17 protein-coding genes and 1 pseudogene are annotated in these 16,307 nt (G+C 26.7%); 1 reads left to right on the forward strand and 17 read right to left on the reverse strand.

Annotation, left to right across the window (positions count from 1 at the left end; genetic code table 11):
* From CLPUN_RS26840 to CLPUN_RS00150, 17 genes and pseudogenes are all read right to left on the reverse strand, one after another.
* Positions 1-76, reverse strand: a pseudogene (locus CLPUN_RS26840) (fructose-6-phosphate aldolase); the annotation flags it as partial.
* Between the two features lie 226 nt (positions 77-302).
* A complete protein-coding gene (locus tag CLPUN_RS00080; protein ID WP_077845356.1) occupies positions 303-1,451 on the reverse strand; it encodes an ROK family transcriptional regulator in 1,149 nt (382 codons plus the stop codon).
* 129 nt (positions 1,452-1,580) lie between these two features.
* Positions 1,581-3,083 (reverse strand): xylulokinase, encoded by a 1,503-nt coding sequence (xylB, locus tag CLPUN_RS00085; protein WP_077845357.1) that lies wholly within the window; start codon positions 3,081-3,083, stop codon positions 1,581-1,583.
* Positions 3,084-3,455: 372 nt separating this feature from the next.
* Positions 3,456-3,722, reverse strand: a complete 267-nt coding sequence (locus tag CLPUN_RS28370; protein WP_242954000.1) for a GNAT family N-acetyltransferase — start codon at positions 3,720-3,722, stop codon at positions 3,456-3,458.
* Positions 3,723-3,953: 231 nt separating this feature from the next.
* Positions 3,954-4,472 carry a hypothetical protein gene (locus CLPUN_RS00095; protein ID WP_077845358.1) on the reverse strand — a complete coding sequence of 173 codons (519 nt, stop codon included), beginning with the start codon at positions 4,470-4,472 and terminating at the stop codon, positions 3,954-3,956.
* A 38-nt stretch (positions 4,473-4,510) separates the two neighbouring features.
* Positions 4,511-5,038, reverse strand: a complete 528-nt coding sequence (locus tag CLPUN_RS00100) for a GNAT family N-acetyltransferase (RefSeq protein WP_077845359.1) — start codon at positions 5,036-5,038, stop codon at positions 4,511-4,513.
* Between the two features lie 28 nt (positions 5,039-5,066).
* Entirely contained in the window at positions 5,067-5,300 is a 234-nt protein-coding gene (locus CLPUN_RS00105) for a hypothetical protein (protein ID WP_077845360.1), read from the reverse strand.
* On the reverse strand, positions 5,300-5,791 hold the full coding sequence (locus CLPUN_RS00110; RefSeq protein WP_242954001.1) for a GNAT family N-acetyltransferase: 492 nt from the start codon (positions 5,789-5,791) through the stop codon (positions 5,300-5,302). Before CLPUN_RS00110 ends, CLPUN_RS00105 begins: the two co-directional genes overlap by 1 nt.
* A 205-nt stretch (positions 5,792-5,996) precedes the next feature.
* Positions 5,997-6,872, reverse strand: a complete 876-nt coding sequence (locus CLPUN_RS00115) for an aminoglycoside 6-adenylyltransferase (protein ID WP_077845362.1) — start codon at positions 6,870-6,872, stop codon at positions 5,997-5,999.
* Positions 6,873-7,163: 291 nt separating this feature from the next.
* Positions 7,164-7,337, reverse strand: coding sequence for a hypothetical protein (locus CLPUN_RS27355; RefSeq protein ID WP_158078658.1), 174 nt, complete (start codon positions 7,335-7,337; stop codon positions 7,164-7,166).
* Positions 7,283-7,891, reverse strand: a complete 609-nt coding sequence (locus tag CLPUN_RS00120) for an NUDIX hydrolase (protein WP_077845363.1) — start codon at positions 7,889-7,891, stop codon at positions 7,283-7,285. Before CLPUN_RS00120 ends, CLPUN_RS27355 begins: the two co-directional genes overlap by 55 nt.
* A gap of 142 nt (positions 7,892-8,033) precedes the next feature.
* On the reverse strand, positions 8,034-8,732 hold the full coding sequence (locus tag CLPUN_RS00125; protein WP_077845364.1) for a response regulator transcription factor: 699 nt from the start codon (positions 8,730-8,732) through the stop codon (positions 8,034-8,036).
* Between the two features lie 52 nt (positions 8,733-8,784).
* Positions 8,785-10,263: an ATP-binding protein gene (locus CLPUN_RS00130; RefSeq protein ID WP_077845365.1), complete on the reverse strand. Its 1,479-nt coding sequence runs from the start codon at positions 10,261-10,263 to the stop codon at positions 8,785-8,787.
* Positions 10,264-10,368: 105 nt separating this feature from the next.
* Complete coding sequence (locus CLPUN_RS00135) at positions 10,369-11,106, reverse strand: ABC transporter permease (protein WP_077845366.1); 738 nt, start codon at positions 11,104-11,106, stop codon at positions 10,369-10,371.
* Positions 11,103-11,828: an ABC transporter ATP-binding protein gene (locus tag CLPUN_RS00140; protein ID WP_077845367.1), complete on the reverse strand. Its 726-nt coding sequence runs from the start codon at positions 11,826-11,828 to the stop codon at positions 11,103-11,105. The genes CLPUN_RS00135 and CLPUN_RS00140 overlap by 4 nt, the downstream gene beginning before the upstream one ends.
* Before the next feature lie 394 nt (positions 11,829-12,222).
* Positions 12,223-13,089, reverse strand: a complete 867-nt coding sequence (locus CLPUN_RS00145) for a hypothetical protein (protein ID WP_077845368.1) — start codon at positions 13,087-13,089, stop codon at positions 12,223-12,225.
* A gap of 217 nt (positions 13,090-13,306) precedes the next feature.
* Entirely contained in the window at positions 13,307-14,107 is an 801-nt protein-coding gene (locus tag CLPUN_RS00150; RefSeq protein WP_077845369.1) for an HAD-IIA family hydrolase, read from the reverse strand.
* Between the two features lie 849 nt (positions 14,108-14,956).
* On the opposite strand from CLPUN_RS00150, the gene CLPUN_RS00155 reads away from it, so the two are divergent.
* Complete coding sequence (locus CLPUN_RS00155) at positions 14,957-15,874, forward strand: ArsR/SmtB family transcription factor (protein WP_077845370.1); 918 nt, start codon at positions 14,957-14,959, stop codon at positions 15,872-15,874.
* Positions 15,875-16,307: the final 433 nt, after the last annotated feature.

Below are 16,307 nucleotides of genomic sequence, written 5' to 3' on the forward strand. Positions count from 1 at the left end.
TTACACCACATATTACTCCCATTTCATTTGCTTCTTTAATATGTTCTACATTTGCTGTGTCTAAAAAAAATCTCATTTCCTTAACATCTCCCTTAATTCAATTTACAGTTAACAGTGATAGTTGAAAATTTTAGATTAAACTTACAGAGAAAGTTCTAATAATTAAATATAAAATTTGCAACATTACTTTTCCATAACAGCTTTTCTTCTTTAATTGTCAATTGATTAATTACTTATATAACTTATTTTTAAATATAGTTTAATAAGTTTTTTGATTTATAGAGTGGTAGAAAACTACTCTATTATTTAATCCCCAAAAATTCTTCTATTGGCATCATTGCTGCCCCTAATAAATATGATTCTTTAAAACTTGCAATACTAATATTACAGCTATTTTCATCAGTAAATAAATTATCTTTATAAATATTTTTCTTTATAACTTCTATTTTATCTTTTAATAGGCTATTTATATCTCCACCAATAATTACACTATTAGGATCTAATATCATAATTAGATTTGATATACCTAAAGCTAGCGTCTTAGAATATTTATCTAATATCTTTTGAGATGCTTGATCTTTTTTAATATATTTCTTTTCAAAATCATCTATATCTATAATATTTGATTCTGTAATTTCATTATAATTATCTATTATAGAATTCATAGAAGTATATGCTTCTAAGCAACCTCTAGCTCCACATTTACATATCTTACCATTCATCGCTATTTTCATATGACCCATTTCACCTGAAGAATTATTATCCCCTCTGTATATTTTGCCATCTATTATTATTCCCAGCCCTAAACCTTCTGTTATTGATACATATAGTAAATTCTTTAATTCATTTTTTCTGTTTAAGAATTCATAATAAGCTGATAAGTTAGCTTCATTATCCACATATATTGGCACATTTAAATATTCAAATTTTTCTTTTATATTAAAATCTTTGACGCCAAGAAGATATGAATATTTTATTATTCCTTCTTTAAAATCTACAGTTCCTGGAACTGAAATTCCAAGCCCCAGTAAATTTTCAGAAATTATTTTATGCTTCTCCATCAATATTTTTAAATTTTGGCTAAGTAAATTTATTATATTTTCTATACCATTATTTTTATGTCTAATGCTTATATTTTCAATAATGTTCTTTTTTAAATTAACTAAAGATATTTTTATATGATTTGCTGTTAATGCTACCCCAATAGAATATCTACAGCTTTCATTTAACTTAATAGCAATTGCTTTTCTTCCACCTGTAGATTCTAAAGATCTCACATCTTCAACAATACCTTCATTTTTTAATTCAGTAATGTTAGTAGAAACTGTTGTTATACTTATATCCAACATTCTAGAAATGTCTAGTTTGGTTATTTCATTTTTTTCTAATAATAATCCTATTATCTTTTTTCTATTCGTTTCTTTTATTTTACTATGATTTATTTCTATCAAATTTAAAAATGCCCCTCTCGTCTACTATTTTAGACAATAATAATATTTATTAAATAATATCACTATTACAGTTTTTATTAAAGTCTCTAAAATTAGCTGCTAAGGCAAATATAGTAGTTACATAATCTCCTAAATGTCCTTCATTCTAGGATAAGCTGAGTTATATACATCATAAACCTTAGAATATACTTCTTTTAACTCTACATTTGGAGATACTTTTAAATTTCCTTTAACAATCTTATTACAAGCATCTTCAACTGAATTATATATTCCTGCGCCAACTCCTGCAAGTATTGCTACTCCAAGCGCTCCGCCTTCTGATGCTTTAACTGTAGTTAATGCATATCCAAAAATATCAGCTAAGATTTGTCTCCAAACAGCACTTTCAGCTCCTCCTCCGCTTACTCTTATTTCGTCCACATTAACCTTCATATCTTCAATAAGATCAAGGCAGTTCTTTAAGCTAAAGCTTACACCTTCTAATATACTTCTTACAAAATCATCATGATTATTTATAAGTGATACCCCTAAAAATGCACCTTTTACATTTGGATCTATATGCGGAGTTCTTTCTCCCATAAGATATGGTAAATATACTATTCCATTAGCTCCTGGTTTTGATGATGCTGCTTTTTCAGTTAAAATATCATATATGTCTCTACCTAATTTTTCACTTTCTTCAACTTCTTTAGCACAAAAAGTTCTTTTAAACCAATTTAATGATAAACCTGCCCCTTGAGTAACCCCCATTATATGCCACTTATTAGGTACTGCATGACATAAAGTATGAACTCTTCCTTCTTTATCAAATCTTGGTGTATCAGTTGCTGCAAATACAACTCCTGATGTACCTATAGTTGTTGATATTATTCCTTCACTTACTATTCCATTTCCTATAGCTCCTGCTGCTTGATCTCCTGCACCACCAACAACTGGTGTATTTAATGCTAGATTTGTTAATTTAGCAGTTTCTTCTGTAACATGTCCACTAACTACTACTGATTCATAAACATCTGCTAATATATTTTTATCTATATTTAAATCTTTAAGAAGTTCATCGCTCCAATTTCTAGTGTTAATATCTAACATTTGCATTCCGCTTGCGTCAGATACTTCTGTTGCAAAAACATTTGTTAATTTAAATCTTATATAATCCTTTGGTAAAAGTATTTTATATATCTTTTCATAATTTTCTGGTTCATTATTTCTAACCCATAATAATTTTGAAAGTGTGAAACCAGTTAAAGCAGGATTTCCTGTTATTTTAATTAATCTTTCTTTTCCTATAACTTCTGTCATGTAATCGCACTCTTTTTCCGTTCTTTGATCACACCATATTATAGAATTTCTGATTACTTTATAGTCCTTATCTACTAGAACAAGTCCATGCATTTGACCACTTAAGCCAATACCTTTAATATCAGAGGCTTGTACATTACTTTTTTCAATAACATCCTTTATTCCTTTAACACATGCTTCCCACCAATCCTCTGGATTTTGCTCTGCCCAGCCTACTTGTGGTTGAAATAAATCATACCCATATGTAGAAGTTTTTATTGTTTTTCCTTCTTCATTAAATAAAGCCGTTTTAGTTCCTGATGTTCCAATATCTAATCCCAATAAATATCTCATAGCAAATCTCTCCTGTTATAAAAATTTATTTTCATTAATTTGTGGTTGCTAATATTCTAATTATAAATATATTTTAAAATCACTTTTTAAATGTCATTTTATAAGTCTATATTACCTTCTTTTATATAAATGGTCAATAGTTTTTTTGAATACATTTTCATATTAGCGATTTTTCATTTCCACGACTTCAAAATAAAAAATTCAATATAGGAAATTTACTTTAATCCATAAACCATTTTTTATTTTTATGAACTAAACGAGCTGAATATTTCGAAGAACAAATATGGCGTTCTAAATTATTATACATACTTAATACAGTCAAATATTTCTTTTAAATTAAAAATCTCTAGACAATAAAAATAGCTACATTTTCTAATTGATTTTTATGATTAGATAAATTGATGATTTATAATTATATATTTTTAAAAAAATTATCTCTAAAGGTTCATCTTCTAATAGTAAACTGCCAACCTCTTTATATCCTAATCTTCTATAAAAATGCTGTGCTTGTTCATTAGATAAGGTAGATATCATAACCAGTTCATAATCTTTCCCCTTCATCTCATTTTCCCAAAATCTAACTAATTCTTTTCCTATCCCCTTATTTCTATAGTTTTCATTAATATAAAGCATATTCATAAATGGAGTGTTATCTCAAAAATAACTATACCTTAACCAACCAATAACTTTGTTATCTTGGCTTTTTGCTATCAAAATTTCTTTTTCTTTGAGTTTATTTTCTATTAATTACTTTGATAAATTGAAAGTCTAATTCACTTGCATGTTCAATTTTCATTATTAACACTCACACTTTCTATATATAAGTTCTTAAACTAATAAATACTTCCTCATAAATTACTATTATTACTTTTAATTCATATTAAATTCTTTTAGCTTTAGCTTAATTATAATACTTTCTTCTTTCTCCTCATCAGTTGAATAATGCAGAGAAAAATAAAGATTATCCTCCATAATATTTATATCTTCTTCACTAAACAAATTATCTGAACTTATTTCTCTTATATCTTTATTTAATAAAAATTCATCATTAAATGTAATTTCCTTACTATTTACTTCAAATGATACAGCATTAGATAAAATCTTCTTCTTACTTCCTTGTTTGTTTATATAAATATTTTTAGAGTATGACTTTACCCTTTCTTGTTTATTACCAATATACTGCATTTTACCACCATCAACTATCTGTTTGTTATTATATATAATAATAATTCCATCACTTATTTTTATATCGCTATTTTCTCCATCAAATGAATATACTCTAAATGCTTGATTTACAATTTTACTCTTATACAGCACAGTCATACCAATAAATACTATATTTGAAATAAGTAAAAAAATTAAAATCACAATTACTGCTAACTTCTTCATATTTCCATCTTCAAATTTAGAATTTGAAAAAATACAACTTACACCATATATTTATCAATAACATATGTTAATTTATCATAGGTTACTTCAATTTTCTTTCGCATTGCTTTATGATTTTTTTCCACTCTTAATCTTTTCATATTACACTTTTCCATAACTCTGTATGATCCAATATTTTTATCTGTGCATGTTGCTACTATTTTATATATATCTAAATTATTAAATGTATAATTAATAATTCCATTAACAGCTTCGCTCGTATAACCATTATTCCAATAATTTTTGTTTGAAATCCACCCTATTTCAGCCTCCAAATCCTTGATTATAAAACTAATATTTCCAATAACTTTTGAAGTTTTATTTAATCGTATCACAAATTCATACCCGGTTGGATTTTCTAAACTCATTGAAAATATGCAATCCTTAATGAACTCTCTTATTTCTTCCTTGGTCTTTGGCCAATAAATCATATATTGTCCAGTTTCTTCATCACAACCATATTCACAAATATCTTCATAATCTGTTTCTTTTATTGGACTAATCGTTAGCCTTTCTGTTTTTATCATTATTATTCACCTTTCAAATACATATAATTTATCCATATCTTATTTTTCTGCAAAATTGGAATTCATATTTGTAAACATCATAAGTAAAATTATAATCTCCCATCCTATTCTTTTCAAAATCATTTGTCCATTTGAACATATATTTTAGCATTTCAAAATTTGGTTTATAATTGCTTTTCTCTAATCCCATTTTTTGTTTTATAAATCGAGTTATTATTCTAAATTTTCTTTTATATAAAGGCGTATCTAAATTAAAATTCATTAAATTGCATATATGTTATCCTTTTTATACTTATACATAATAGTTGAACCATCATCTTTGTTAAATACTGGTGGATATGTTCTATACTCATACCTAAGCTTATAATAAAATTTATGAGAACTTTTAGAAGATGGAATTTCAATTAAATTGCTATCAAGATACCATTCATCAAGTTCAAGATGATTTACAAGTTCTCTTCCAACACCTATTCCTCTATAATCTGGATTAACAAATATAACAGTAAAATAACTTTGTTTTTCTTGACTATAATCTCTGCTTACTCCTACACAAGCAATAATCTTATTATCATACCAAACTTCATAATAGTGTCTTGTTTCACTAATGTTTTTTAGCCAATTTGTAGTAAATGTGCCTAAATATTTTTCAAATTCACTCTCATTATAATCTATATAGTTTACTTCTTTCATGCACCTTTGTATGGTTTCTAACATAATATTAATATTTTTTACATCCGCTCTTTTATATTCCAATTTGCTTGACTCCATAATATTCTCTTTCATAAATTTTTGTTTTCTTCTTTAATTACATATATATTATTTCACTTAACTTCAATATGCTTACATCTTAAAGTATAAAAAAGTACATATTAATGCATAACATTTATTACTTTTAGAATAGTTTCTTAAAAGAGTTTACAACTATTAAAGAATTTTGAGTATTAGTTTTATTTGAATATTATTGGTATATTTCTTTTGCATTTTTAGGTAATACATGCACATCCTTTAAGAATTTCAAACTGTTATTTGCTTCAATTTCATTATATTTAACCCTCATATTGAAAGCTACATCCTTAGCAATATCATTAAATAAATCGCACATAATAAAAACTGATTGCCAAATACTTTTTACTTGTCCAGAAGGATATGTTTTTAAAAATATATTCCATGTCTCATTTTTTAACCATCTATACATATACTTTCCTGATTTTCCGACACTAACAGTAAAATTTGTATCAAATCCTATTTTCCACTCCATTAAACGAACTAACTGCGGACGAACATAATAATTTAGCATGTCCATTACATAAGGTATCTCTTCTCGCCACAATCCTTTTGCAACATTATTAAGACACCACCAAAATTCATTACAAGTATCATAAAAATTATTCTCTGTTGGTTTCTTCACCCAATAATCTTTATCTGTTGATTCTGGCACATTAGGCAAACATTTATCTTTATCAAGTAAAATTTTACAAAGCTTATCATTTTCAATTTCTTTCAGCACATGTGATAATGTACATACATGCAAGTCAAGACGATTTCCGTCAGCAAATTGAATAAGCCATCCATAAGAGTTATTAACATCATTTTCATAGTAGGAATTTTCATCAGGATATTGCATATATAATAACTCTCCAAATTGATATATCCAATTCTTCTGTTTACGAAATGAGTTTGTTTCTTCAACCACATACACAATATCATAATCCTGAAAAATATCTTTTATAACATTTGGATTTGTTCTCGAACCGTTCATAACAACTGCACGAATTCTTTCATCATTTTCTGCAACATTCAATATTAAATTAAACATTTCTTGTTCTGTACGCATTTTATATTCCTCACATTTATCATTTATTTCACATGTAAATTCTATTTCAAGTAAATTATCTTTAACGCTTATATAGTATTAAATATAAATTTTCTTCTGTCATTGTTTAAATTATGCTATACTTCTTGTAATCAGGCGTTATAAGACTGCTATTAATATTCATTAGACCAGCTAAGTCAACATGATATTCAGGTTTTCCATCAATGTGATATGTGGCTGTTACGCAAGATCACCTTATTTCTACTTTTCTTCTGTGACCCAATAAAGCATTATATACCCATTCCTTAACCTTTACAGAGTCTTCATAGTCATCTTTAATTTTATACCAAAATCAATATCACAATCTCCATTTAATAGCTTTACACCTGTGTGCATTCCATAACTTCCTTGATTAAAAGTTGTATAACTTGCTACTTCATCAGCTTTTCCAAAAAGTTTTTCAACATTTCCGCAGTAATTCCCCATATATTATAATCTTCATATTTATAAAATAAAGATCTATAATGAGCTTCTCTAAATTTATAATTTTCCTTGTTAACAATTAATTCATATGGAAATTCTTTTGATCTTTCAACATATATTTTACTTTTTACTTCTAAAGGTTCATGATTTAAAAGATAATCTATTGGAACATAAAATACATGATCAACTTCACTTTCATTTATATTAATTTCTTTAATATCTTTAATAACACCTAGATAAGGGTGAATTATTATACCATCATACCTAACTACAGTATCCAATTCATTTATAATATCAATATTTTTAACTCCTATTTCTTCAAAAATTTCTCTTAGTGCAGCTTCTTTAGGAGTTTCATTATTATCTATTTTTCCACCTGGAAAACAAATATCACCAGGCTGGCTATTTAATCTTTTGGCTCTTACTTCAAATAATATACAAGTTTCATTATTTCTTTCTACTAATGGAATAATTATTGATGATCTTTTCATTCTTTCCCAACCATTAATATAGTGTTTATTATTTTCTACTTTATCCCTTATATCTTTTATATTCATACTCTCTATTCTCCCTAAATATTATTGTCTACCAATATTATGTATTTCCATTACTTTCTTTTTTAAGCAAATAAGTTCTCGATTTTTAGAATTCATAAGTAATTTCTTATAAATTTTTAACTTGACCAAATTTAGTAAACAGTTATATTTTAAATCTATAGCCGGCCCCCCATACAGTTTCTATAAATTTAGGGTTACTACTGTCCTCTTCAATCTTTTCTCTTATCCTATTAATATGTACTGTAACAGTGGCAACATCGCCAAAACAATCTAACCCCCAAATTCTATCTAAGAGAGTTGTCTTTGAAAATACAATATTAGGATTAGTGGCCAAAAATAACAATAATTCAAATTCTTTATTTGCAAACTTTACTTCTTTATTCTCAACATATACTCGCCAGGCTTGTGTAAATATCTTTACTCTTCCAAAACTTATAACACCAAGTTCTGAATCATCTTTTTTATCTACTGTTGTTAGTCTATCATAACGTGAAAGATGTGCATTGACTCTAGCTACAAGCTCACTAGGATCAAAAGGCTTAACAATATAGTCATCTGCTCCAAGTCCCAAACCTCTAATCTTATCTATAGACTCTTTTTTTGCTGTAACCATTATTATAGGTATTTCTTTACTATTTCTTATTTCTCTGCAAATCTGAAACCCATCTTTACTCGGAAGCATTAAGTCTAAAAGTATTAAATCAAATTTCTCATTTAAGGCAAGTTCTAATCCTTTAGCTCCATTCATTGCTATCTCTGTTTCAAATCCGTTTATCTCAAGATAATCTCTTTCTAATTGTGCAATAAGTTCATCATCTTCTATAATCAATATTTTTCTCATTTTTCTCCCCCATTATGTCTTAATGAAATTAGTTAGAACATAGATATTTCAGTTAAAAATTAAATATTTTTTCATCTATTTCATTTTGTCCACTAATTGGTAAAGTTATAGTAATGATAAGCCCGTCCATATTTTCAGCAGTAATTGTGCCACCATGTGCCTTTACTATATGTTCAGCTATAGACAGTCCAAGCCCACTACCTTCACTTGGATTAGTTCTTGCTGCATCTTCTCTATAAAAACTAACAAATAACCGAGAAAGATTCTCTTCTAAAACCCCTGGTCCATCGTCTTTAACTTTCAAAATGATATTATCAACCTGTTTATTTATTGTGATATTTACATTTCCATAGTCGTGAGTTTTATATTTTGCACTATTTTCAAGTATATTCATTAAAACTCTATTCATTTCTTGTGAGTCAATGTTAATACTAACATCATCACTAAAATTATTTTCATAAAATAAATTAAGACCTTTTCTTTCAAATTCATCTAAGGCGCCTTTAAAGAAACTTTTTAAAAATTCATTAAAATATACTTTTTCAAAATGAAACGGAAATTTTCCTGTGTCTAGTTTATAGAATAAAAATAATTTATCAACTAGCATATCCATATCACAAGCTTTATTATATATAATATCATGATATCTTTCACGCTTTTCAGGAGTATTTGCAATACCGTCTTTTAATCCTTTAATATATCCCTTAATTGTTGTAAGTGGTGTACGTAAATCGTGTGATATACCTACAACTAATTCTTTTCTATTTTCTTCGTATTTTAATTGCATTTGAACAGATTCTTTTAATCTAATTCGCATTTTATCAAAATCAGCACAAACCTTCGCGAATTCATCATCTCCTTGATAATTCATTTCAAAATCAAGGTTACCTTCTTCAATTTGTCCTGCACCATAACTTAATAAATCTAAAGGATCAATCAAACTTTTAGCTACCCTTGATGATAATATACCATTTGTTAATATAATAATAACTAATGCTACCACAAATACAATTCCCATATAGCTCATAAAAAAGGCTCTAACTTCAGCTCTCATATGTTCTCTAGTCATTAAATTATTTAATTTAATAGCAATCATATTAAAATTCTTACCATCTTTTATAAAAGAATTCTTAACTAAAGCAACAGAGTTAACTTCAAGTACTATTGAGTCGGCTGAAGAAAGTATGTCACTTTGCACTTTTGAGAGAGCATTTTTATCTTCTTCAGTTAAATTTGAAAAGATTGTTTCCTTATCACTGGTAACTATCAGATCATACCCTGCATTTTTAAGCGTTTCTTCAATCTTTTTATCTTCTTCATTTTCTTTGTTATAAAGTTTTAAATTTCTACTATAAGAATTTAAAACTTTTTGAACATAATAAGTACTATTATTCTCATCTAAAACTTTTATCTTTTTCCCATATATTTCCGCAAAGCCTTCAAGAACTCCTCCTGCTATTGTTACTATTAATATAGCTGGAACTACTAACATAAGAATATTAGAAATAGTGAGACGCTTTTTTATCATCATAATAAGGTATCCTCCTAATTTATCTGATGACTAGGATACACCTCCTAGTTAATTTATCCATATAAAATAATCTAACATATGGACTTTTTATTTTCCAAACGCGCCTTAATACTCCTTTCTTTCAAATAATTCATATGCCACTGAAAAGAATATTAAAGAATATCCCATAAGCAATCCTACAATTACTAAGATTGATTTTATTGGCATTTGTGCTCCAATAAAAAGTTTATACCAATTTGTATATGAAATAAATAGTATTGATGACACTTTCGGAAAAATTATTCCACTTAACATAAGTATAATATAAATTAATACTGAAAGCATTACTGATAAAGAACCACTTTTTGATAATTGGGATATCAGTATTGAAAGGAAAATTGTTGGTATTATAGGTAGTATTGATATAACGTATGCAATAAAAACCTCTGGAATATCTATTACTTCTGTTCTTCCAAAGAATACTCCCATAACTGAACCTATTATAAATGAGATTATTAAAATACTTATTACATAAATCCAAATAGATATCATCTTAGAAATAAGAATTTCACTTCTACTTGTTGGTCTTGTTATTATAGCTTTAATTGTTCCATTTTCTTGTTCTGCTGCAAAAAGGTCAGCCACTGCCATAAAAGTAACTAAAGGAATCAAAGCAGTATTTAATATTGATAATATATTTAATGGAAGATTAGATAAGGAAACCTTAACTAATCCTCCTGTATAATTGCTTATCAAACCTAAGCCTATACTCAATATTCCAATACAAATTACAAATATTTTATATTTACTTCTTTTAAATAATTTTGTACTTTCATTAATTATTCCAATTCTTATTAAATTCATACCTCTTCCTCTTTTCTCCTAATTTGTTTTAGGAAATATTTCTCTAAGGTTTCACATTCATCCAATGCATTTTTAATTAATGTTACGTTCAATAATGTTCCTTCCTTCATAATACCAACTTTATTACACATAAGCTCTATTTCATGAGAGATATGACTTGAAACAAGAAATGTTATACCAAGTTTTGCTTGTTTAATGATAATTTCTCTAATATCTACAGTTCCTTCTACATCCATTCCATTAGTAGGTTCATCCAAAATTACCAATTTAGGGTTAGACACTAATGCTAATGCAAGCCCTAATCGTTGCTTCATTCCAAGCGAAAAGTTTTTAACCTTCTCATTTGCATATTTTATCAATCCTGTTTGCATAAGCATATCATCTATTCTTGGTGTTTTGATTTCTGTATAATAATTCGCTGCAAGTTTTAGATTTTCTCTAGCTGTGAGATAGTCATAAATTGCTGGTGATTCAATGAGACATGCCATTTCTTTTAACGCTTTTGAACTTTCCTCCGAAAAATTAATTCCTAATATTTGAACACTTCCCTTGTCTGCATATGACAAACCAGTGATAATTTTCATAGTAGTAGTTTTTCCAGAACCATTTGGACCAAGTAATCCGAAAATATCTCCTTTTTCAATTTCAAAAGATATATTTTTTATTCCGCGGCCATTTTTGTACATCTTTGTTAACTCATTCACTTTAAGTATAATTGTCATATTAATTACTCCTCTTCTCTTAAAATAACTGCCTTAAATTTATCAGTTAAAAATTGATTCATTGGAAATTAATCCTCATCTGAATATTAGTTGGACTTCTAACCAAAATAGTCACAATGTACCCTTAATAGGCACATTATAATTTAAAGATTTAAATGTACAATAGCATGCAGCCGCTATCTTACACTTGCATAAATTTAAGGTTTACGGCTGCTAGCTAGGACAAATAATATGTTGTATCTTTATATTTAATATTCCTTAATTATGCATCATAAATGCTTTTGATTTCCAAATTAAATTTTAAAACAATTCTCTTAAATTAAACGTCTTTGAAGTATCTACAAGATATAGGATGAATATGTGTAAATTTTAACATTTTCTATATTCATATATATTATTTTTGTTCTCTACTCATTTTATTTTGAATAGTTTGAACTTCCTTACCTGTTATATCAATCGAATCTGCTTTTGTTAAATTTACGCTACTGATTGCAGTATCTACAGACACTTCTATTTCATGAAAAACACCACTTTCGTCATCTCCAGTAATAACAATCTTAAAGCTATTGTCAACTAATTTACTTCCATCTACTTTAGCATTCATACTTAAAGATTTAATATTTACATTTTTTAGATTTGGTATACTATTTAATGCTTCTTTTAATTCATCTTTTCCTGCTTCTCTTTTATTATTAACTTTTTTGTTGTTTTCCTCTTCAACAGCTGCTGAAATAGCTAATTTAGCAGGTTCAGGAACTTGTGCACCTTCAAGATTTACACTAATTGTATCTGCCTCTACAACAAATTGATTTTTAACATCTCCAACTAAAGTATCTAAAACCATTTCTCCTAGCTTGGCTCTACTTGAGGAAGTATCAAATTTTTTATCCATTCTCATGCTCTCTTTACCATTACTAGCTCTAGAATAATAATTTTCTCCATCTTTTATAATGGTTTTACCATCGATTCTACTTGTTTCAGTTTCTTTTGTAACGTCTCCAATTTTTATATTTGTAATTGAATAATTGTTAGCCCCCTCAAGTTTTTTAACACTAGTTCCTGAAATGTCAATCTTTCCATTATCCTTTACTTCAAAGGATGTTGAGAATGTAGCATTGCTTGTAACTGCTATATTTTTTGCTGCACTTTTATATGTTTCATATCCTGAAGCTCCACTTGCTGATGCTACTACAGTAACTGATAATAACATGCATCCAGTTAAGGCAGTAACCATTATTGTCTTAATTTTTTTACTTTTCATACTTTACATCTCCTTTTATATTTTAGCTATTAGTCTATAAATTCATAATTTTAAACGTATCATAATAGCTTAATTTAAGTATAAACATCATGTATAATCTTTTTGTAAAGGATATATAAATAATCTATAAACAAATAATCTAAAAAAGTGAGTTGTTTAAATAGAATTTTTCTACTTAACACCTCACTTTATATAAATATTTTATTATAAATTTATCCTATAATTTTTTAAAAGCCATTTCTTCATATAACTCTTTAATAGTATCAAAACTATATGTTGGTTTAAATTCTGTATTTACTATATCTTCTCTCTTTGCTTCTCCTGTAAATAAAACACAAGTATCAACTCCACCATTAATTCCACAAGCAATATCTGTATACAGTCTATCACCTATAACCAAGGTTTGCTCCTTTGTAAATCCAGTTTGCTTTAAACACATTTCAACTATTTTTTTATTAGGCTTTCCAATATATAAAGGTTCCCTTTTAACGGCATGACCTATCATTTCACATATTGCACCGCAATCTGGCACAAAACCAAAGATTGTTGGACAAACCAAATCTGGATTTGTTGCTATATAATCAATATCTCTAGTTAGAAGCAGCTCACATATATTTTCTATTTTCTTATATTCTAATTCATTGTCAAAACCTACTACTGCACATACTATATCTTTATCTTTATTTTCTGTAACATTTACTCCAAATTTTTTTAATTCTTCAATAAATGATTTTGTTCCAAGAACAAATATTTTATCATAATTATAGGTTTCTTTTAAGTGCAAGGCAGTAGCATAAGATGAAGTTACAAAGCTAGTTTCATCAACCTTTATTCCAAGCTTTTCAAATTTTATAACGTAATCATCTATACTTTTAGTAGAATTATTTGTTATAAAAATATACTTTCCACCAATACTTAATACATGGTTCATAAAATCTAATGTTCCATTAATTAATGTAGTATCTAAGGCTATTGTTCCATCAATATCTAATAAAAATAGTTTTTTATCTTTTAACATCTTATTTTACCCATATAAAATAAATTTATTATTAAACCTATTTAATTCATCTAAAATAAATTTACTATTACCCTTTCTTCATAAACTATTTTATTATGTTATCACATTATTTTGCTTAATAAAATAGTTTTGTCAATTTATCTACATATTATTCTAAACTTATTTTGATTTTTTGAATATTGTAAAATTGTATACCTTATAAATTTCTTTTATTTCTATTTTAGGATATTCACAATAACTTAAATCACACTCTATACCGCCATTTCTTTATTGATTGACTTAAAATTTCAACTAAAATAAAATTTCTTAAATTGCATCACTAATTTAAAACACCATAAATTAATTTAAAATCCTTTAAATTAACTATATCCCTTATACAATATGATACAATTTATAAACAATGTACAAGTTCATAATTTAATATCAAAAAATTTACAGGATTAATTCTTTTAAAATATATTAACAAAACTAAAATTTCCCATCCTAAATAATTATTATTAATTCTTATTTCTATATTAGATAAATTGCCAAACAAGTAGGTATTAATGATGACAAGCATTTTATAAAGCTATTCAAAAAATTTGAAGATGTTACCCCAACTCAATACAAGAATACTTATTTTATAAATAGCTTAAATAAAAATTATCCTTGTATTTTTTGTAAATTATTACAAAATCCGTTTTGTTTTATGATTTACTAAAATAATTATTCACTTTTATCTTATTTAAGAGTATAATTATATTAAGTTTTACAAATATCTTAAAAATTTATGAAATTATTTGCTTAAATTAATATTCTAATATATATTAATGGAGCAATATAATAATATTAATTATAGAGGAGATTACTATGATTCACATTACTAATCTAAACGATAGTTTACCTATTTTTAAAGCATTAAGTTCTGATGTAAGATTAAACATTCTAGATATTTTATCTCAATATAAACAATTAAATATGAATGAATTATCTGAAAAACTAAACTTAACTAATGGTGCTGTTACTATGCATATAAAAAAATTAGAGGAGTGTGGATTGATTAAAACTACAAACCTAACTGGAAAACATGGTTTACAAAAGATATGTTCATTACATGAAGATAAATTTGTAATTGACATAGGTACACAAGATGTAGAAAATTCTTATGATATAGATTTAAATGTAGGACATTATTCTAATTACGACATTGCACCTACTTGCGGTATTGCTACTAAAGAAAAACTTATTGGTGAAGTAGATAATCCAAATTACTTTGCAGACCCAGAAAGAATTAATGCAGATATATTATGGTTTACTAAAGGATATATTGAATATAGAATTCCCAATTATCTAAAACCCAATGAAACATTTTCAGAGCTTCAACTCTCAATGGAAATAAGTTCTGAAGCTCCTGGTGTTTGTAATGATTGGCCTTCTGATATTCATTTTTATATTAATAATATAAGTGTAGGCAGCTGGACTAGTCCTGGAGACTTTGGTGATAGCAAAGGAATTCTAACACCATCGTGGTGGTTCTCTAATTGGAATCAATATGGATTATTAAAACTTTTAAGTATAAATTCCTTTGGAACTTTTATGGACGGAATAAAAATTTCTGACATTACCTTAGAAGATTTAGAATTAAATTATAAAAGTGATATACTCTTAAAATTAGCTGTTCCAGAAGAAACAAAACATGTCGGTGGGCTAACGATTTTCGGAAAGAATTTTGGTAATTATAATCAAGGAATAAGCGTAAGACTTATTTATAATACCTTAGTTAAATAAACATTTCATTATTTATTACAAAAGAGGTAAACTTAATTTATATAATATCTATATAAACAAGTATACCTTTATTTTATTGCTCTTATTAATAATCGATTGAAAGTACCATTTCATTATTTTCATGTTATGTAATAATAGTAAACTTTCCGCATACTTAAAATTTTATATTTTGTTATCTATACTAAAATAGGATTTAGCACACTTAATATTAGTAGCTAAATCCTATTTTTATAAATCATACTGATTTTTAGTAATTCATTGTATTTATAAAATATAATATTGGTTGAGCTTTATTTATTCTTTGCTAAACGAATTACATTCCAAGATGCTTTTCCTAAAGATGAATTAATAATTCCGTCAGTTAATTCACTTCTATCTACATATTTTGGAGTAACAGCTTCACCATTTTTAGAATTTACTATTTTCATATCAT

The organism is Clostridium puniceum (genome assembly GCF_002006345.1).
In the GTDB taxonomy this organism is placed as follows: Bacteria; Bacillota; Clostridia; order Clostridiales; family Clostridiaceae; genus Clostridium; species Clostridium puniceum.